This window comes from Streptomyces desertarenae (assembly GCF_042681365.1).
Taxonomy (GTDB): Bacteria; Actinomycetota; Actinomycetes; order Streptomycetales; family Streptomycetaceae; genus Streptomyces; species Streptomyces desertarenae.
The window spans coordinates 756,293-772,640 of record NZ_JBHUFU010000001.1 but is presented as its reverse complement, the minus strand read 5'-3'; the positions used below and the strand labels follow the sequence as shown (position 1 = coordinate 772,640).

At 71.5% G+C, this 16,348-nt stretch carries 17 protein-coding genes; 8 read left to right on the top strand and 9 right to left on the bottom strand.

Features of this window, described 5'->3' with window-relative positions; translation table 11 throughout:
• The first annotated feature begins 171 nt into the window (after positions 1 to 171).
• Together ACFSJS_RS03440 and ACFSJS_RS03435 are read left to right on the top strand one after the other, a co-directional pair.
• Entirely contained in the window at positions 172 to 456 is a 285-nt protein-coding gene (locus ACFSJS_RS03440; RefSeq protein ID WP_380896475.1) for a hypothetical protein, read from the top strand.
• Between the two features lie 212 nt (positions 457 to 668).
• Positions 669 to 920 (top strand): hypothetical protein, encoded by a 252-nt coding sequence (locus tag ACFSJS_RS03435; RefSeq protein ID WP_380896473.1) that lies wholly within the window; start codon positions 669 to 671, stop codon positions 918 to 920.
• 241 nt (positions 921 to 1,161) lie between these two features.
• On the opposite strand, the gene ACFSJS_RS03430 is transcribed toward ACFSJS_RS03435, so the two are convergent.
• Positions 1,162 to 1,977: a glycerophosphodiester phosphodiesterase gene (locus tag ACFSJS_RS03430; RefSeq protein ID WP_380896471.1), complete on the bottom strand. Its 816-nt coding sequence runs from the start codon at positions 1,975 to 1,977 to the stop codon at positions 1,162 to 1,164.
• Between the two features lie 362 nt (positions 1,978 to 2,339).
• Between ACFSJS_RS03430 and ACFSJS_RS03425 the strand changes: the two genes are divergently transcribed.
• Positions 2,340 to 3,050 carry an AMIN-like domain-containing (lipo)protein gene (locus ACFSJS_RS03425; protein ID WP_380896469.1) on the top strand — a complete coding sequence of 237 codons (711 nt, stop codon included), beginning with the start codon at positions 2,340 to 2,342 and terminating at the stop codon, positions 3,048 to 3,050.
• A gap of 86 nt (positions 3,051 to 3,136) precedes the next feature.
• Here the strand turns inward: ACFSJS_RS03425 and ACFSJS_RS03420 are convergent, their stop codons facing one another.
• The gene (locus ACFSJS_RS03420; protein ID WP_380896467.1) at positions 3,137 to 3,904 is read right to left on the bottom strand and encodes a class I SAM-dependent methyltransferase; all 768 of its coding nucleotides are present in this window, start codon (positions 3,902 to 3,904) and stop codon (positions 3,137 to 3,139) included.
• 130 nt (positions 3,905 to 4,034) lie between these two features.
• Between ACFSJS_RS03420 and ACFSJS_RS03415 the strand changes: the two genes are divergently transcribed.
• Positions 4,035 to 5,333, top strand: a complete 1,299-nt coding sequence (locus ACFSJS_RS03415) for a YncE family protein (RefSeq protein ID WP_380896465.1) — start codon at positions 4,035 to 4,037, stop codon at positions 5,331 to 5,333.
• 268 nt (positions 5,334 to 5,601) lie between these two features.
• Positions 5,602 to 7,965 carry a rhamnogalacturonan lyase family protein gene (locus ACFSJS_RS03405; RefSeq protein ID WP_465269786.1) on the top strand — a complete coding sequence of 788 codons (2,364 nt, stop codon included), beginning with the start codon at positions 5,602 to 5,604 and terminating at the stop codon, positions 7,963 to 7,965.
• A 77-nt stretch (positions 7,966 to 8,042) separates the two neighbouring features.
• Here ACFSJS_RS03405 and ACFSJS_RS03400 read toward each other — a convergent pair whose 3' ends face one another.
• From ACFSJS_RS03400 to ACFSJS_RS03390, 3 genes are all read right to left on the bottom strand, one after another.
• Positions 8,043 to 9,047, bottom strand: coding sequence for a zinc-binding dehydrogenase (locus tag ACFSJS_RS03400; protein WP_380896463.1), 1,005 nt, complete (start codon positions 9,045 to 9,047; stop codon positions 8,043 to 8,045).
• Between the two features lie 107 nt (positions 9,048 to 9,154).
• Positions 9,155 to 9,652: a hypothetical protein gene (locus tag ACFSJS_RS03395; RefSeq protein WP_380896461.1), complete on the bottom strand. Its 498-nt coding sequence runs from the start codon at positions 9,650 to 9,652 to the stop codon at positions 9,155 to 9,157.
• A 47-nt stretch (positions 9,653 to 9,699) separates the two neighbouring features.
• Positions 9,700 to 9,993 carry a GntR family transcriptional regulator gene (locus ACFSJS_RS03390; protein ID WP_380896459.1) on the bottom strand — a complete coding sequence of 98 codons (294 nt, stop codon included), beginning with the start codon at positions 9,991 to 9,993 and terminating at the stop codon, positions 9,700 to 9,702.
• Between the two features lie 139 nt (positions 9,994 to 10,132).
• On the opposite strand from ACFSJS_RS03390, the gene ACFSJS_RS03385 reads away from it, so the two are divergent.
• On the top strand, positions 10,133 to 10,531 hold the full coding sequence (locus ACFSJS_RS03385; RefSeq protein ID WP_380896457.1) for a hypothetical protein: 399 nt from the start codon (positions 10,133 to 10,135) through the stop codon (positions 10,529 to 10,531).
• A 62-nt stretch (positions 10,532 to 10,593) separates the two neighbouring features.
• On the top strand, positions 10,594 to 10,863 hold the full coding sequence (locus ACFSJS_RS03380; protein ID WP_380896455.1) for a hypothetical protein: 270 nt from the start codon (positions 10,594 to 10,596) through the stop codon (positions 10,861 to 10,863).
• Between the two features lie 134 nt (positions 10,864 to 10,997).
• Here ACFSJS_RS03380 and ACFSJS_RS03375 read toward each other — a convergent pair whose 3' ends face one another.
• Positions 10,998 to 11,573 carry a TerD family protein gene (locus ACFSJS_RS03375; protein WP_380896453.1) on the bottom strand — a complete coding sequence of 192 codons (576 nt, stop codon included), beginning with the start codon at positions 11,571 to 11,573 and terminating at the stop codon, positions 10,998 to 11,000.
• 201 nt (positions 11,574 to 11,774) lie between these two features.
• Here ACFSJS_RS03375 and arfB point away from each other — a divergent pair, with 201 nt between their 5' ends.
• A complete protein-coding gene (gene arfB, locus ACFSJS_RS03370) occupies positions 11,775 to 12,212 on the top strand; it encodes an alternative ribosome rescue aminoacyl-tRNA hydrolase ArfB (protein WP_380896451.1) in 438 nt (145 codons plus the stop codon).
• A gap of 52 nt (positions 12,213 to 12,264) precedes the next feature.
• On the opposite strand, the gene ACFSJS_RS03365 is transcribed toward arfB, so the two are convergent.
• The 3 genes from ACFSJS_RS03365 to ACFSJS_RS03355 form a co-directional block, all read right to left on the bottom strand.
• A complete protein-coding gene (locus ACFSJS_RS03365) occupies positions 12,265 to 13,374 on the bottom strand; it encodes a S8 family serine peptidase (RefSeq protein ID WP_380896796.1) in 1,110 nt (369 codons plus the stop codon).
• A gap of 1,519 nt (positions 13,375 to 14,893) precedes the next feature.
• Entirely contained in the window at positions 14,894 to 15,358 is a 465-nt protein-coding gene (locus tag ACFSJS_RS03360; protein ID WP_380896449.1) for a hypothetical protein, read from the bottom strand.
• A 125-nt stretch (positions 15,359 to 15,483) separates the two neighbouring features.
• Positions 15,484 to 16,044, bottom strand: coding sequence for a flavin reductase family protein (locus tag ACFSJS_RS03355; RefSeq protein WP_380896795.1), 561 nt, complete (start codon positions 16,042 to 16,044; stop codon positions 15,484 to 15,486).
• Between the last annotated feature and the right edge of the window lie 304 nt (positions 16,045 to 16,348).

Here is a 16,348-nt window from a genome sequence, read left to right as displayed (position 1 = left end):
CGTGCCAGATGCAGGGGTCAGCCACGGTCAACAGCGTGGACGAGCAGGGGCGTCCGTGCTCGCTAGCTCAACCCAAGAAGCCGCAGACCACCGGCCAAGCACCCTCTCCTCTCTTCCTAATGCGGTGCTCTGAGAGGAGGGCCGCAGCTCGGCGCCTGTCATCATCATGTGATGGCAGGCGCGCAGCTACCGGCAGGGTGGACTTTGGAGCAGATCCGCGACGTCTCCGGCGATCGCGAGGCCGAGGTGTTCAGCACCGATCGCGCGGTGACGTGGCTGGGCCGATCGGGGAAGGATGAACGGCTCTATCCTCAGATCATCTTGAGGTTTCACGAACTCTGCCTGGTGAAACCGGCCAACGGTGAGGACTGGTACATGGGCAGCCTGAACGAGGATGGCAGTGTCGACTGCTGGAGCGCCTACGGCAGCCTCTACGAGGCTCTTCGTGGTCTGTAGCCCATAGACCTCCGCCCCAGGTCAGCGCAGCGTCGGCTGTCTCAGTTTCCGTCTCATTCGCTGGCGTCCACACCCGTTCGGCTCGGTGCAGCGGCAGCGACCGAGCCGCACCGCCGGATGGGCGTAGACGCAGGTGAACGGCGGTGGACAACCGTCGTTAGGCCACCCACAGGCTTGGAAAGCGTACTCATGCCCCAGGTAGCGTGTCGGTCGTGCCAGCTCAACTGCTCTGTCCGCGCTGCCAGCAGGACTGGGTACGCCCGTACCGCTTCAGGTCCGACGGCACTCCGTTCTTCCTCTGCACCGAGTGCGACTCCCTGTGGTGGCCCGACGAAGCGATCGATGAGGCTCAGGCCCACTTTCTCGACGATGTCGTCGCGGCACGCCTCGGAGTCGGCGGGAACCCGTGGAGCAGCCGAGTGTGGGGCGATGTCATCGAACCAGTGCTTGACATCCACTGCTGACATCAATGACAGCGGATGGGAGCGGACTCCCGCAATCACCAGCAGAAGCCACGGTGGAGCTGAGCACCGAGTACATGGCTACGTGATCGGACTCGCAAAGTGAAGGTCGTCGGTTCGAACCCGGCAGGCGGCTCCACGCCCGAGCAGCGAGAACGCCCCGGACTACGATCGGCCCGGGGCTTCCGGCGTCCGTGGGCGACGCCGGCGGCGACCGCCGGGTCCCGCGGCCGGACGGGGCCGGTCAGCGGCACGCGGCCGCCGCCCACGTCCGGTAGGAGGCGACCTCGTCGGTGATCACCCCGTCCGCCCCGGCCGCCCGCACCCGTTCCCACTCCCGGGGCAGGTCGGGGGTCCAGGCGTAGACGGTGAGGCCGGCCGCGTGCCACTGCGCGACCCGCTTCCGGGTGACGTGCCGGTGGTGCATGAGCAGCGTCGTCCCGTGCCGGGCCGCCTCGGCCGCGGACACCGGTTTCCCCACCGTCAGTGCGGTCGGCAGGTCCGGGGCGGTCCGGCGGACCACCTCCAGCGCCCGCGTCTCGAAGCTGCTGACGGTCACGAGGTCCGCCGCACCGGCCCGGCGGACCGTCTCCAGCAGCGACCGCGCCTGGGCGTCCGTGGGGACCTGCTTGAGCTCCACCACCACCGTCACGTCGTGGGCGGCGGCGTGCTCCAGCGGCTGGTCCAGGGTCGGCACGCGCTCGCCCCGCCCGGCGTCCAGCCGCCAGAGGTCGGCGGCGGTCAGGTCGGTCGTCCGGCCGGTGCCGCCGGTGGTGCGGTCCACCGTGTCGTCGTGGATCACCACCGGCACGCCGTCGCCGGTCCACCACACGTCCAGTTCGAGTCCGTCGGCCCGGTCGGCGACCGCCGCGGTGAAGGCCGCCATGGTGTTCTCGGGTGCCCCGTCGCCGGGGGAGCCGCGGTGCGCTATGCCCGCGGGGACGGAGCACGGTTCCGCGGCCGATTCGGGGAGGGCCGCCGTCTCCTGGCAGCCCGCCGCCGCCAGCACCAGCACGAGCGCCGAGGTGAGCGATGTCAGAACGCGAGTTCGTATGGCCACCGGGCAACTGTAGAGGCCGCCGGGCGGGTGACCCGCCGGCGGTCCGGAGCGTCAGGGGGGAGCACCGGTGCGCCGGGGCTGCGGGGGCCGCCCGGAACGGTCCGCCGCCGCCCCCCCGGCCGGCGCGTTCGGCCACGGGGTTGCGGAAACGGCGAAAATGCCCCTTTCGAGGGGATGGTGACGGTTGTTACGGTGGCACGGATCCACCCGTCCGGCACCGGTGGGACCGGGCCCGTCCGCGGCCGGGAGGCACCCGGCGCGGCGGACGGCGGACCGGCGCGTCCCCTCCGGGCCGGTGCGAGCACCGAGCCGTCCATCCGGCCGTCTACGCCCAGGAGCACGCAGTGACACGCCGTTCCACCATGACCGCAACCGCCCTCGCCCTCGGCACGGCCCTGCTGGTCGCGGCCTGCGGGAGAGGGGGCGGAGGAGAGAGCGGAACAGCGGAGTCCGTGAGTCCGCCCCCGGAGCCCACCGCGTCCCGGAGCGCCGGGGAGACGGGGGGCCCGGGTGCTCCCGGCGCCTCCGGGGCCGCGTCCGCCACGCCCTCCACCTCCTCGGCCGGGGTCCCGGACGCGCCCGCCGCCGGCGGGGACGGGCCGGCGGCCGACACCCCCCGGGACACCTCGCGGAAGACGGGCGGGGGCCGGGGAGCGGACGCCACCGAACTCGCGGTGCTGACCGGGGTGCGGGTGGGCGTCCACGGCTCCTACGACCGGGTCGTCCTCGACTTCGAGAGAGGCGTTCCGGCGTACACCGCCGAGTACGTGGACGCGCTGCACCAGGACGGCTCCGGCGAGGAGGTCCCCGTCGCCGGGGAGCACCAGATCATGATCATCCTCAGCAGGGCCCAGCCCGAGCACCCCGAGCGGAAGTTCGACCCCGGCCCTCGCGCCGCGGCCACCCCCACCGTCCGGGAGGTGGAACTCGTCAGCTACTTCGAGGGGGACACCCGCTTCGGCATCGGCGTCGACGCCCGGCGGGGCGGGGGGCGTCCGGGCTTCCGGGTGACGGTGGCCGAGGGCCGGCTCGTGGTGGACATAGCCCATGAGGCGGCCGCTCCGGCAGGCTGACGTCCGGGCGCCCGGCCCCGTTCCGGCGGGGGACCGGTGGAGCGGAGGGCCGCCGGGGTGCGAACGGCCCTCCCGCGCCGGGCGGTTCAGCCCTCCAGGCGGGCCTTCCAGACCTCCTCGCAGGGCCAGTCGCGCGCCCAGGCGGACGTGACCTCGCGGTACTCGCGGGGCGCGGGACGGGGCGCGCGGATCTCGACCAGCTCCTCGACGGTGAACCCGGCGTCGCGCAGGACGCGGATCATCTCGCCGTGCGGCAGCACGAACTCCACGCGGCCGCCCAGCTCCAGCCGCCCCAGGCCGCCGGGGCCGAACTGCGGGCGGCGCAGGGCGGTGGACGCCGGGCCGTCCGGGGAGGCGCAGAGCGCGAACAGCGGCGAGTACCGCATGAACACCAGAAGCCCGCCGGGGGCGAGCAGCCGCGCGGCCTCCGGGATCCAGCGGCGCGGATCGCACCACAGCGAGGCGCCGTACTCGCTGACGGCCAGGTCGAAGCTGCCGTCCGCGCAGGGGACGCGCTCGGCGTCGGCGTGCAGGAGGGGGAAGTCGAGGCCGAACTCCTCCTGCATGGCGCGGGCGGTGGCGAGCTGTTCGCGGGAGAGGTCCACGGCGACCGGGTGGGCCCCGGCCCGGGCGAGCCAGGCGGAGACGTAGGCGGTGCCGCAGCCCAGTTCGATCACGCGCCGGCCGGCGAGGTCGCCGGGCAGGAGCGACAGGCGCGACTCGGGGGTGCTCCACAGGCCCCACGCCGGCTTGGTCGTCGACCAGTGGGCGCGGGCGAGCGGGCCGTGGGAGGCGGCGGCCTCCTCGTCCCAGTAGCGCCGGTTGGTCTCCACGTGTTCACCGTGAGCGGTCATACGGGCATTGGAGTGGGAACGGCGCGCGCACGGCAACGGGTTTTACGGCTGCCGCGCATCTGGCCGACCGCTCGGACGAACGTTACGTTACCAACGGTAACCCGTCCGTCCGTTCGACCAGGGAGCGCGCATGACGATCCGTACGTCACCCCACGGCCCCTCCCCGCGGCACCGCCGCGTCCCCCGAGCCGCAGGCTGCGCCGCCGCTCTCGTGCTGGCCGCCGCGGCCGCGGCGCCGGCGTCGGCGGCCGCCCCCGCGGACACGGGGACGGCGAGGGCCGGCCTGAACGAGGTGATGTTCGTCGGCAACAACTGGGAGGGGACCGCCGACGTCATCGAGTCCACCGGCGACTACGCGAGGGTGGGACGCATCGACGTCGTCCCCGACAAGGGCGAACGGCTGCGGGAGATCCACCTCGACCCGATCAGGCTCGCCTTCTACCTGGGCATCCGCGAGACCGTCGGCGAGGGCCACGACCAGTACGTCGACGACATGTACTCCACGCCGGACGGCTCGGCCGTCGTCGTCTCCCGGCCCAGCTTCGCCGACGTGGTCTCCATCGACGTCACCACGGGGAAGGTCGACTGGCGCTTCCCGGTGTCCGGTTTCCGCTCCGACCACATGGCCGTCTCGCCCGACGGGCGGAAGGTCGCCGTCTCGGCCTCGACCTCCAACACCGTCCACGTCCTGGACATCGTCACGGGGAGGGAGCTGGGCTCGTTCAGGACCGGGGACAAGCCCCACGAGAACGTCTTCACCGACGGCGGCCGGTACGTCTGGAACATGTCCATCGGCGAGGTCAACAACGCCCTCGACGCCCCCTGGCTGGACTGGACGAAGGGCGACCGGCGCATCACCGTCGCCGACGCGGACACCTTCGAGCGGGTGAGGGTGATCGACATGCGCGAGCGGCTGGACGCCTTCGGCCGCCGGGACCTGTCGGACTCGGTGCGTCCCGTGGCCTTCACACCCGACGGGTCCACGCTCTACTTCCAGGTGTCGTTCTTCAACGGCTTCCTGGAGTACGACGTGGCCGCGGACGAGATCACGCGGCTGAAGGAGCTGCCGAAGAACCCGGGGACGGACGAGGACCGCACCACCTGGGTCAACGACTCGCGCCACCACGGGATGTCCGTGAACCCGCAGGGCACCAGGCTGTGCGTCGCCGGGACGATGGACGACTACGCCACCGTCGTGGACCGCGGGACGCTCCGGGAGGGGCCGCTGGTGCCCGCCGCCAAGCCGTACTGGGCGACGGTGAGCGGTGACGGGCGGCACTGCGTGGTCTCCGAGAGCGGCGCCGACCGGGTCAGCGTGATCGACTTCGAGACCGGGCGGAAGGTGGTCTCCGTCCCCGTCGGCGACCACCCGCAGCGGGTGCGCGTCGGCCACGTGCCGGCCGGCTGGACGGGGCCCTCGGCGGGCTGATCCGGCGCCGCGGACCCGGACGGCGGCTCCGGCCCGCCGCGGCCCGTCCTCTCCGCCGCCGGGGAGGAGAGGGCTCCTCGGTGGGCCGGAGCCGTTTCCGTGCACGCCCCTTGTCGTTCCCGAGCGGGCGGCCCTATGGTCACGGGAGCGCTCCCATCCCCCTGTCCGGCCGCCGGCTCGCCCATGGTGGCCGCGGTAGGTTAATGAAACGTTTCATAAGACTCTTCCCACGCCCGGAGCGCGCCTCGACCCCCACCAAGGAGCCGCGATGCCTGCCCGCAGTACCCGAAGAGTCCCCGACGCGCCCGTCGGCCCGGGCACCCCCCGCGCCCGCTTCCGCACCCTGTACGCCGGGGCACTCGCCGTCCTGCTCGCGGCCGTCTCGCTCGTCGTCCTGCCACGGCAGGAGGCCGGCGCGGCCGAGATCGACACCTCCGCCTACTACCAGCTGATCTCCCGCCACAGCGGCAAGGCGATCGACATCGCCGAGCGCTCCACCGCCGACGGCGCGGCCGTGGTGCAGTGGACACCCGGCACCGGCGCCAACCAGCAGTTCCGGTTCCTCCCCTCCGGCGACGGCTGGTACCGGATCGCCGCCCGCCACAGCGGCAAGGTGCTGGACGTGTCGGGCCGTTCCACCGCCGACGGCGCCGACGTCGTCCAGTGGACCGACACCCAGGGCACCAACCAGCAGTTCCGCGTCGCCGACTCCGACGGCGGCCACATCCGGCTGATCAACCGCCACAGCGGCAAGGCGCTGGACGTGTGGGAGCGGTCCACCGCCGACGGCGCCCGGATCTCCCAGTACACCGACAACGGAAGCGCCAACCAGCAGTGGCGTCTGGTGAGGGTGGACGGCGGCCCGGGCCCCGGCCCCGTCGACCCGCCGCCCGGCAGCGCGAAGCAGATGGAGGACCTGGACAGGGGCCTGGTCTCGGTGCGTTCGGGCACGGGCAACCTGGTGTCGTGGCGGCTGCTGGGCACCGAGGGCCGCGACGTCGCCTTCAACCTCTACCGCGGCGGCACGAAGGTCAACTCCTCGCCGATCACCGACTCCACCAACTACCTGGACTCCGGCGCGCCCGCCGACGCCGCCTACACCGTGCGCGCCGTGGTGAACGGCACCGAGCAGGCCGCCTCCGAGAACTCCCTGCGCCTCACCGGCGGCGACCACCTCGACGTGCCGCTCTCCCGCCCCGGCTTCACCTACACCCCCGTGGAGGCGAGCCCCGGCGACCTGGACGGTGACGGACGGTACGAACTGGTCGTCAAGTGGGACCCGGACAACGCCAAGGACAACTCCCAGTCCGGCATCACCGGCAACGTGTACCTCGACGCCTACCGGCTGACCGGTGAGCGGCTGTGGCGCATCGACCTGGGCCGCAACATCCGCGCCGGCGCCCACTACACCCAGTTCCAGGTCTACGACTACGACGGCGACGGCCGGGCCGAGGTGGCCGCGAAGACCGCCGACGCCACCCGCGACGGCCGCGGCACCGTCATCGGGAACGGAAGCGCCGACCACCGCAACTCCAGCGGCTACATCCTCACCGGCCCCGAGTACCTGACCGTGTTCGACGGCCGCACCGGCGCCGCGCTGGACACCGTCGACTACCAGCCGGGGCGCGGCAACGTCTCCTCCTGGGGCGACTCCTACGGCAACCGCGTCGACCGCTTCCTGGCCGGCACCGCCTACCTGGACGGCTCCCGTCCCTCGCTGATCACGGCCCGCGGCTACTACACCCGCGCCACCGTCACCGCCTGGGACTTCCGCGACGGGCAGCTCACCCGGCGCTGGCTGTTCGACTCCAACACCTCCGGCAACGGCGCCGCGTACGGCCAGGGCAACCACCAGCTCTCCGTCGCGGACGTGGACGCCGACGGCCGCCAGGAGATCGTCTACGGCTCGGCCACGATCGACGACAACGGCACCCTGATGTACGCCACCGGCTTCGGCCACGGCGACGCCCTGCACGTCGGCGACTTCGTGCCGTCCCGGTCGGGCCTGGAGGTCTTCACCATCCACGAGTCCGGCAACCAGCCCGGCTCCGACCTCCACGACGCCCGCACCGGCCAGGTCCTCCACCGCACCCCCACCAGCGGCTCGGAGGGACCGGGGCGCGGCGTGGCCGCCGACATACACGCCGGCAACCCCGGTGCCGAGTTCTGGGGGTCGGGCCCGAACATGACCAACCTGCGCGACGCCTCCGGAGCGAACGTCGGCCGCAACCCGTCCTCGGCCAACTTCCTGGTCTGGTGGGACGGTGACCCGGTGCGCGAACTGCTCGACGGCACCCGGGTCGACAAGTACGGCACCGGCGGCGAGACCCGGCTGCTGACCGGCAGCGGCGTGGCGTCCAGCAACGGCACCAAGTCCACGCCCGTCCTCTCGGGCGACCTGTTCGGCGACTGGCGCGAGGAGGTGGTCTGGCGGCACAGCGACAACTCGGCGCTGCGCATCTACGCCACCACCGCGCGGACGGACCTGAAGCTGCACACCCTGGTCCACGACGCCCAGTACCGGGTGGCGCTGGCCTGGCAGAACACCGCCTACAACCAGCCGCCGCACCCGAGCTTCTTCCTCGGGCACGGCATGAGCACCCCGCCCCGACCCGACGTCTACCTGCGCTGACCGATCCCGCCGGGCCCGAGGGCCCGGTCCCGCGCCGTGCCGGACCCGCCCCACCGGGTCCGGCACGGCGTGCCGGGTCAGGGGACGAGGACGACCTTGCCCAGCGTGCCGCGGGTCTCCAGCGCGCGGTGGGCGCGGGCCGCGTCCGCCAGCGGGAAGTGGTGGACGAGCGGGACGAGGACGCCCGCGGCGGCCAGCTCCATGGCCTCGTCCTCCAGCACCCTGAGGTTCCCCGCCCCGCCGACCTTGTCGAACATCGGCTCGCCCAGCACCGACTGCGAGGTGATCCCCAGCCTCCGCTGCTCCTCGCCGGAGAGCACGGCCTGCCCCCCGGACGAGAAACCGGTGGAGGCGTAGCCGTACGACAGGTGCGTGCCGCCGGGGGCCAGGAGGGTCACGGCGGCGCGGCCCAGGTCTCCGCCGACCCCCTCGAAGACGTGGGTGAGGGGACGGTCCCCGAACTTCTCGCGGATCCGCTCCTCCCAGCCGTCCTCCGTGTAGTCCACGGCGAGGTCCGCGCCCAGCCCCCGCACCGCCTCCACCTTGACCGGGCCACCCGCCGCGCCGGCGACCGCGGCGCCTCGGTGCCGGGCGTACTGGACGAGGAGCGAGCCGATGCCGCCCGCCGCCGCGAGCACCAGGACGGTGTCGGCGGGGGAGAGGTCGGTGAAGCGGAGGATGCCCATCGCGGTGCGCCCGGTGCCCACCAGGGCGACGGCGTGGTCCTCGCTGAGGCGGTGGGGCAGGGCGTGCAGCCGCTCGGTTCCGGTGACGGCCAGTTCGGCGTAGCCGCCGGGCGCGTGGCCCAGGTGGGCGGCGACGCGGCGGCCCAGCCACGCGGGATCGGTCCCCTCGCCGACCGCGTCGACGGTCCCGGCCACCTCGCGTCCGGGGATCGTCGGCAGCTCCGGCAGGGGGACGGGGCCGATCCGCAGCCCCTCGCGCAGGGCGGTGTCCACCAGGTGCACCCCGGCCGCCCTCACGGCGATCCGTACCTGGCCGGGACCGGGTTCGGGGTCGGGAACCCGCTCGTGGCGGAGGTTGTCGGCGGGGCCGAAGGAATGCAGACGAACGGCGTGCATGAGAGGTCCCCCTCGGGATGTGCGGGTGGTCGTGCCGTTGGCGGTGACCACTCTCCGACCTCAAGCCGCCTTGAGGTCAAGTCCGTCCGGGGCGGCGGCGCCGGGCGTCAGACGCGGGGGAAGCGGGCCTGGAGGTCCCAGATCACGGGGTTGTCACCCAGGTCGTCGTGGATGTCGATGAGGTCGGCGATCAGATCGTGGAGGAAGTCGCGGGCCTCACGGCGCAGCACGCCGTGGTTGACGGTCAGCGGCGGCTCGTCCTCGGGCAGCCAGTCGGCGGTGATCTCCACCCAGCCGAAGCGGCGCAGGAAGCGGAGGCTGTCGGCCGACTCCACGAAGTCCAGCTCGGCGCGCTGGGGACGGGAGGCGCGGCTGCCGAGCGGGTCGCGGTCCAGGCGCTCGGCGATGTCGCACAGCGCCCAGGCGAAGTCGAGCACCGGCACCGTCCCCCGGGCCGTGGACAGCTCCCGGTCGGTGTCGGTGTCCGCGAGGTAGACGTCACCGCAGAACAGGTCGTGCCGCAGCGTCCGCACGTCGGCCGAGCGGTAGTCGGTCTGCGGAGGGTCGGGGAAGCGGCGGGAGAGGGAGTAGCCGATGTCGAGCACGGAAGCGATGGTGGCACGCCACCGGCCGGTGCGGAGGCGGGGGCGGGTCACTCCGAGGCGTCGCCGGACTCCTGTGACGACTCGATCACGAAGGAACCCTTGCCGACGACGGTTTGCACGATGCCCTTCTCGGCGAGGAACACAAGCGTCTTCCGCGCGGTGCCCCGAGCGATGCCGAACTCCTGCACCAGCCGGTCCACGCCCGGAACGGCACGTCGCGGCGGGTAGTCGCCTCGCTTGATGCGGGCCACCAGCACGGCGGCGAGCTGTAGGTAGACGGGTTCCGGTGCATCGTGATCGATCTCGTCGTCGGGTCCGTAACCGTCGGGAATCTCCACCATGAACCGACCGTATGAAGGCAGGAATGGCCTGATGAATCTGTGTCATGCCATGGCAGGGCATATACAGGTGTGTGTATCGTCGACCACACCAAGCGCCCCCGCGACCGCTGGCACCGGTCCGGGGGCATGGCCGACCTGAATGGAGCAGATCGACGTGAAAGACCTTATCCGCCGCTGCCTCGATTGGCTCAGGGCGCTGCTCGCGCCGCCGGGACGAGGGCGGCACCGGGCCTGCCCTCCCCGCCCTCCCCGTTCGCCCCGCGAGCCCCGCACGCCCGTCACCGAGGCCGTGGCCCGCCACCGACGCGGGTACGTCAGGACACGCGTCCTCGTCACCGGTCGGGCGATGCCGGCGCCGGTTGCGCGGCGGTGCCGGTGGACGACCGACAAACCGGCCCCCGTCGACGTGCCCCTGGTGCGTCCGTTCGTGATCGCCCACGAACAGCGCGAACGGCGTCGCGCGCTCGCCCTGGCACTCGACGGCATCGACGTCGGTCCGCACCTCATCCACGGTGTGCGTGTGGGGGCCGCTCGGTGACCGGGCGGCGGGTGCCCTGCTGCCGCTGTGAACGCCTCACCGACCGCCCCGTCCTGGTCGGAGTGGTCGAATCCGGTTCCGGCCCCGGCGGAATGCTCTACGCCTGCCCGGACCACGCCCGCTGGTTCGCCACCCTCCCGCACGCCCCGCAGTGGCTCAGGGACGAACTCCACGCCCGGCAGGCAGCCGAGCCCTACCGCTCCGTGTCCTGCCGCCTGGGACAGCACCCCGCCTGCCGCCACGCGGATCCGCCCGACCCCGGGCCGCCCTGCGACGGCGTCACCGTCCTGACCTGCACCTGTCCCTGCCACCACCGGGACGACGGCGCCTGACCCACAGGCTGTGGACGCAGGCCCGGCGGACGCCCCGGCTCGTTCCCCGCGGAACGCGCAGGGCGCCCGGCACCGTGTGCACACGGTGCCGGGCGCCCTGCGGAATGCGGCGGAACCGCCGGGGCGGGCCCGTCTCAGACGTTGACGCCGAAGTCCTGGGCGATGCCCACCAGGCCCGAGGCGTAGCCCTGGCCGACCGCGCGGAACTTCCACTCGGCGCCGTGGCGGTACAGCTCGCCGAAGACCATGGCCGTCTCGGTGGCGGCGTCCTCGCTCAGGTCGTAGCGGGCGATCTCGGTGCCGCCGGCCTGGTTGACGATGCGGATGTAGGCGTTGCGGACCTGGCCGAAGTTCTGGCTGCGGGTCTCGGCGTCGTAGATCGAGACCGGGAAGACGATCTTGTCGATGTCGGCGGGCAGCGCGGCGAGGTTGACGTTGATCTGCTCGTCGTCGCCCGAACCCTCACCGGTGCGGTTGTCGCCGGTGTGGACGATCGACTGGTCGGGGGTGGACTTGTTGTTGAAGAAGACGAAGTGCTGGTCCGAGTAGACCTTGCCGTCGGCCTTGACCGCGATGGCGCTGGCATCCAGGTCGAAGTCGGTGCCGGTGGTCGTCCGGACGTCCCAGCCGAGACCGACCGTCACGGCGGTCAGGCCGGGGGCCTCCTTGGTGAGGGAGACATTGCCGCCCTTGGACAGGCTTACAGCCATCGGGGTGCCCTTCTGTGGTGGTTCTCTGCTGACCCGTTACTGGTCCACTTCCTACCCCCCAAACGTCGGCGAGGGGCGGCGGGGTTCCAGCTTCTTTGCCTTCTTTACCATCGGCACCGGACCGGACACCGCCGTCCCGGCAGGGGCGCGGCCGACCGGGGGCCGAAAACGCCGTGACGGCGTCCCCCGAAGGGCGGGATCATGGGAGTCATGTCCGGGCCCTATGTCATCCGCGGCTCGGTCTCCCTGCCGGAGGCCGAGCTGACCTGGCGTTTCTCACGTTCCTCCGGACCAGGCGGCCAGCACGTCAACACCAGCGACAGCCGCGTCGAGCTGCTCTTCGACCTCGCACGCACCGAGGCGCTGCCCGAGGTGTGGAAGGAGCGCGCGCTGGAGCGGCTGGCCGGGCGGCTGGTGGACGGGGTGCTGGTCGTCCGGGCCGCCGAGCACCGTTCCCAGTGGCGCAACCGCGAGGCCGCGGCCGTGCGGATGGCCTCGCTCCTGGCGGAGGCCACCGCCCCGCCCCCGCGCCCGCGCAGGAAGGGCAAGGTCCCGCGCGGGATCAACGAGCGGCGGCTGCGGAGCAAGAAGCACCGTTCCGACGTCAAGCGGGGACGCTCCGGTCGCGACTGGGGGTAGCCGGGGCGGCTCTCCGTCGGCCTTCGGGGTCTTTCGGGGGCCGGGGCCGGGGTCAGTACCGGGGTTGCCGTTCCCGGTCCCGCCGTCGGACGGCGATGACGGCGATGGTGGCCGCGATGACGACGAGTACTGCGGCGGCGATGCCGCCGGTCACCCACAGCGTGGTGTTGTCGTCGTCCGCCTGTGCCGCGTTCTGGCTCCGGTCGGAGTCCGGTCCGGAAGGTGCTTCCTTCTCGCTCCCCTGGTTCCGGCCGTCCGTCCGGCTGTCGTCCCCGGAACCGGAGTCGGAGCCGGGGGAGGGGGAGCCGGAGGCTTCGAGGGAGGCGAAGTACTTGGAGAAGACGGGGCTCTTGTCGGCCGGCCCCGGGTCGCCCTGGCCGTCGACGATGACCTTGGAGGGGCGGATGATGCCGTGCCCGAGGTACATGCTCGGCTTCTCGCCCCGCTCCGACATGCCTGTCGTCTCGATCATCACGCGCAGGACCTGGTGGTTGGTCCAGTCGGGGTGCTTGGACCAGATGAGCGCGGCGGTCGCGGAGGCCAGCGCGGTGGCCTGGCTGGTCCCGCCGGGGTCACCGGGGGCGGAGAGGACCAGGTGGGGGCCGTAGTTGGAGAGGTCGGTTACGGTGGCCTTCTCGTTGACTGCGCCCACAGCGACTACACCCGGAAGCACTGACGGGTAATCGGTGCCGTCAATCCGACGACCGTCGTTCCCAACGGCGGCGAAAATGAGCTTCCCGCGTTCATTGGCTTCATCGATTGCTTTCTGAAGCTTGGTCACCGCGCTTCTGTCCAGCCCGGACATTCCCATTGAAATGTTGATGACCCTGGCGTCGCTCGCAGAGGCGTAGCGGATGGCGTCAGTCAACCTGGTCGCCCATGTGGGCCCGTACGAGAACTTGCCATCGCTCACCCGCAGAGGAAGAACCTTCGCATCGGGCGCCAATCCCTGAAGGCTGTTTTCCGTCCCCGAACCAGCGATCAAGGAGGCCATTGTCGTGCCGTGGCCGGTCGGATCAGAGTGAACTTCTTTTTCGGGTACAAAGCTTTTCCCCGGTAGGAGCCTCCCCTTCAGACTGGAGATCGGGTCAACTCCCGAGTCGATGACAGCAACGGTGGTGCCTTCACCTTTGGTGACATCCCAGATTTCTGATGCCCTCATGGAATCGAGATACCACTGCTGATCCGGCTTGATGTTGGCGGCAGCGGGTGGAGAGAACAGACCCAGATGCACGAGCATGGCCGCCAGCAATGCCATTACGGCCAGCGCGCGCCTCTGTGGGGCGAGGGCTTGGGTTCGCATGAAGCTGTGCACTTTCTCGGGAGTTAACCAATGACCGGTGGCACCACGTTCCGCTGCCCTGCCGACCATGTCTCTTCGTCCTCGGCGAGGTAGTCGGGGCGTTCGCTGTTGTTTCGGCGGGCTCTTGGGGGAGGGCTCGTGTTGGCCGCCCGTGCTGTACCACCGGGGGAGGTGGCGCCTCCCCGGACAAGGCCAGTACCGCCAGGGGTGAACGCTGACGCTACGCGGCCGCTGCCCGTGCGTGGCGCCCCTGCATTGACACCAGGTTGTGGGGACACGGGGCGTCCTGGATGCGTACCTCCGCTTGCCGGAGCTCCCCCACCCGTGCCTGCGGGATAGCCGCCGCTTATGGGCCGTCCGGTGAGTGAGCGATCCCCACCCACGACGTTTCCCCCGCGAGGAGGTGTGCTGCCTGACCCACCAACCGCGGGAACACCAGGCTGACGGGGTGTCCCACCGGTGATGTTCTTACCGCTGGGATCCCGCGGCAGAATGCTGCTTCCCCTGCTGCCCGTCGACCTGCCATTGAGCGGGCTGCGAGATGACGAAGGTGTTCGGTCGGTCCGGTGGGCCGGGGTGGAGGGCAGAACCGGGCCCGGGGTCAATGAGGACGGCCCGGTGGAGGGGGATGGGGGCGTAGGGGTGATCGTCTGCGAACGTGATTCGACGGAGGGAGGCGGTGCCACAGAGTCGATGGTTGTGGTGACGGGCTGGTCCGTCATAGGAGATCTACCGTGGTATGTAGGGGCGGAACTGTGTGCACCTCCCGCTTCCTGACCAGGAATGGTCCCCTTGTGTGCGGTGCTTGCTTCTCGCTGTTCGGTATCTCCTGTGGGAGCAGCCCCTGGCGACGTGGTTGAACTCCCAGGGAGACGCTCGGCGTTACCCGGCAGCGGCTTGAACTCCGGCTCCTCCGCGCCCCGCAGGTTCTCCCCGGCCGCCCTGTAGTACGACGACAACCGGTTCATCTGGTTGATCGCCTCTTGGCGCTGCTTCTCCTCGGCCTCCCGGCGGGCCTTGTCCTTCTCCGGGTCGGCGTAGCACATCTCCGGGTTCGGGATGGCGGCCTTGGTCTCGGTCAGGGCTTGGCCGGCGTCCACCATGTGCCGCCCCAGGGTGCGGACGTACAGGGCGAACCGCATGGTCTCCAGCGCGAAGTGCCGCCCCCACTCCTGGAAGGCGTCGGCACCCTCGCCCTTCCACTCCACGCGGTCGACGTACGTGCGCAGTTCGCGGCCGATGCCGTCCAGGTCGGTGCTCGCCTTGGCGAGGGCCTCGCCCCGCGAGGCGAGCACACCGGGATCGGCGTTCGCGACCATCGCGCGGAGTGCGCCGAGCGACTTGTCCTCGAACTCTCCCGTGGCCATTCCTGCCCCCTTTAACCGAAGTCCGTGTCCGTGTCGCCGGACTTCCTGCCGCCGTCGGCTGCGGTGTCCCGCTCGGCCTCCGGACCGCTCCCGCCGTCCTGCCGCGCCTGGCTGTACTCCTCCACCCGCTCCTGGATGGTCTGGTAGCGCCGCACCTGGTCGGCCTCCAGGTTCTGGTAGCCCTTGTCCACGATCTGCGTGGCGATGCCCAGGGCCTCCAACTGCTCGCCGAAGAGGCGGGAGAGGTCCTGGAGCCGGGTGTGGACCTTGTCGTAGAGGGAGGAGAGGTCCGCCGCCGCGCTGAAGCCCGTCCCGTACGCGTCCGGGGTGATGTCCTGGCTGCTGATCTGCCGGTGGGAGGCGGGGGAGCCCTCCAGCTCCCTCAGGATCGTGTCGATCCGCCCCTTGAAGGAGGCCAGTGACTCGGCCTCGTACGAGAGGTCCTTGCCACCGCCCGTGTCACGTCCGCCCGTCACGCCGTGTCCCCCGTCCCCCGGTCAGCCGTCACGTTGCGCCATGGTCGTGGTACGGCAGTGTAGTCGGCGCCTGGGTCAACCCACCGGCCAGTGGCGGGCGTTCGGCCGCGCGCGGCCGTGCGGGGCTACGCCAGGCGGCGGTAGCGTCCCCGGAAGTACGCCAGCGGCCCGCCCTCCGCGCCCGCCGGCAGCGAGGTGGCCAGCACCCGGCCGATCACGAGGGTGTGGTCGCCCGCGTCCACCCGCTGCTCGGTGCGGCACTCCACCGTGGCCAGGGCGCCGTCGACGAGGAGGGCGCCGGAGACGGTGCCGCGTGTGCGGGGCATGTCCTGGAAGAGGAGGCGGTCGCTGACGCGGCCGCGCATGGAGAAGCGGCCGGCGATGGGGCGCTGGCCCTCGGCGAGGACGGACACCGCCCACAGCGGCTGCCGTTCCAGCAGTTCGTCCATCCGGGAGTCCTGGCGGACGCTCACCAGGACCAGCGGGGGCTCCAGCGAGACGGAGAGGAAGGAGGTCGCGGTCATGCCGACGTCCTCGCCGCGCGGCCCGTCCTCCGGGTCGTGCGCGGTCACGAGCACCACTCCCGCGGCCAGTCGCGCCATGGCGGCGCGGAACTCCTCCTCGTCCACCCCTCCAGGATGGGGGGCGCCGGCGGCCTCCTGCGATACGGGGACGTTCTGGGGCATCTGCTGCGGTGGTGTCGGGTGCACACACCGCACGCTAGACGGTGCGCCGCGGCGCCGCATCGGCCCCCGGTCCCAGGCCGGACCTAGGTACATTGGCTGAACGTTCCGCAGGTCAGAGCCGGGATTTGCGTTCGGTACGGGTGTGAAGCAGGGTGGGGCTCCTCAACGGACCGCAGTCATCCGCCCACGCTCCGTTGTGACTTGAGTCACATGAGGGACCAATTGTTGACCCTGTGTACCTGTCGGGCAGCACGCTGTGATTCAGTGGCTTGACGGAGGCGGAAAGTCACAACCCGAATCGTCT

Bases quoted from the DNA above. Each gene is read 5' to 3' on its own strand.
- ACFSJS_RS03415 (WP_380896465.1), top strand. From the start codon at position 4,035: ATGACGATCCGTACGTCACCCCACGGCCCCTCCCCGCGGCACCGCCGC.
- arfB (WP_380896451.1), top strand. From the start codon at position 11,775: ATGGGAGTCATGTCCGGGCCCTATGTCATCCGCGGCTCGGTCTCCCTG.
- ACFSJS_RS03355 (WP_380896795.1), bottom strand. From the start codon at position 16,044: ATGCCCCAGAACGTCCCCGTATCGCAGGAGGCCGCCGGCGCCCCCCAT.
- ACFSJS_RS03390 (WP_380896459.1), bottom strand. From the start codon at position 9,993: ATGGTGGAGATTCCCGACGGTTACGGACCCGACGACGAGATCGATCAC.
- ACFSJS_RS03400 (WP_380896463.1), bottom strand. From the start codon at position 9,047: ATGCACGCCGTTCGTCTGCATTCCTTCGGCCCCGCCGACAACCTCCGC.
- ACFSJS_RS03375 (WP_380896453.1), bottom strand. From the start codon at position 11,573: ATGGCTGTAAGCCTGTCCAAGGGCGGCAATGTCTCCCTCACCAAGGAG.
- ACFSJS_RS03420 (WP_380896467.1), bottom strand. From the start codon at position 3,904: ATGACCGCTCACGGTGAACACGTGGAGACCAACCGGCGCTACTGGGAC.
- ACFSJS_RS03405 (WP_465269786.1), top strand. From the start codon at position 5,602: ATGCCTGCCCGCAGTACCCGAAGAGTCCCCGACGCGCCCGTCGGCCCG.
- ACFSJS_RS03425 (WP_380896469.1), top strand. From the start codon at position 2,340: ATGACCGCAACCGCCCTCGCCCTCGGCACGGCCCTGCTGGTCGCGGCC.
- ACFSJS_RS03440 (WP_380896475.1), top strand. From the start codon at position 172: ATGGCAGGCGCGCAGCTACCGGCAGGGTGGACTTTGGAGCAGATCCGC.
- ACFSJS_RS03385 (WP_380896457.1), top strand. From the start codon at position 10,133: ATGGAGCAGATCGACGTGAAAGACCTTATCCGCCGCTGCCTCGATTGG.
- ACFSJS_RS03365 (WP_380896796.1), bottom strand. From the start codon at position 13,374: ATGAGGGCATCAGAAATCTGGGATGTCACCAAAGGTGAAGGCACCACC.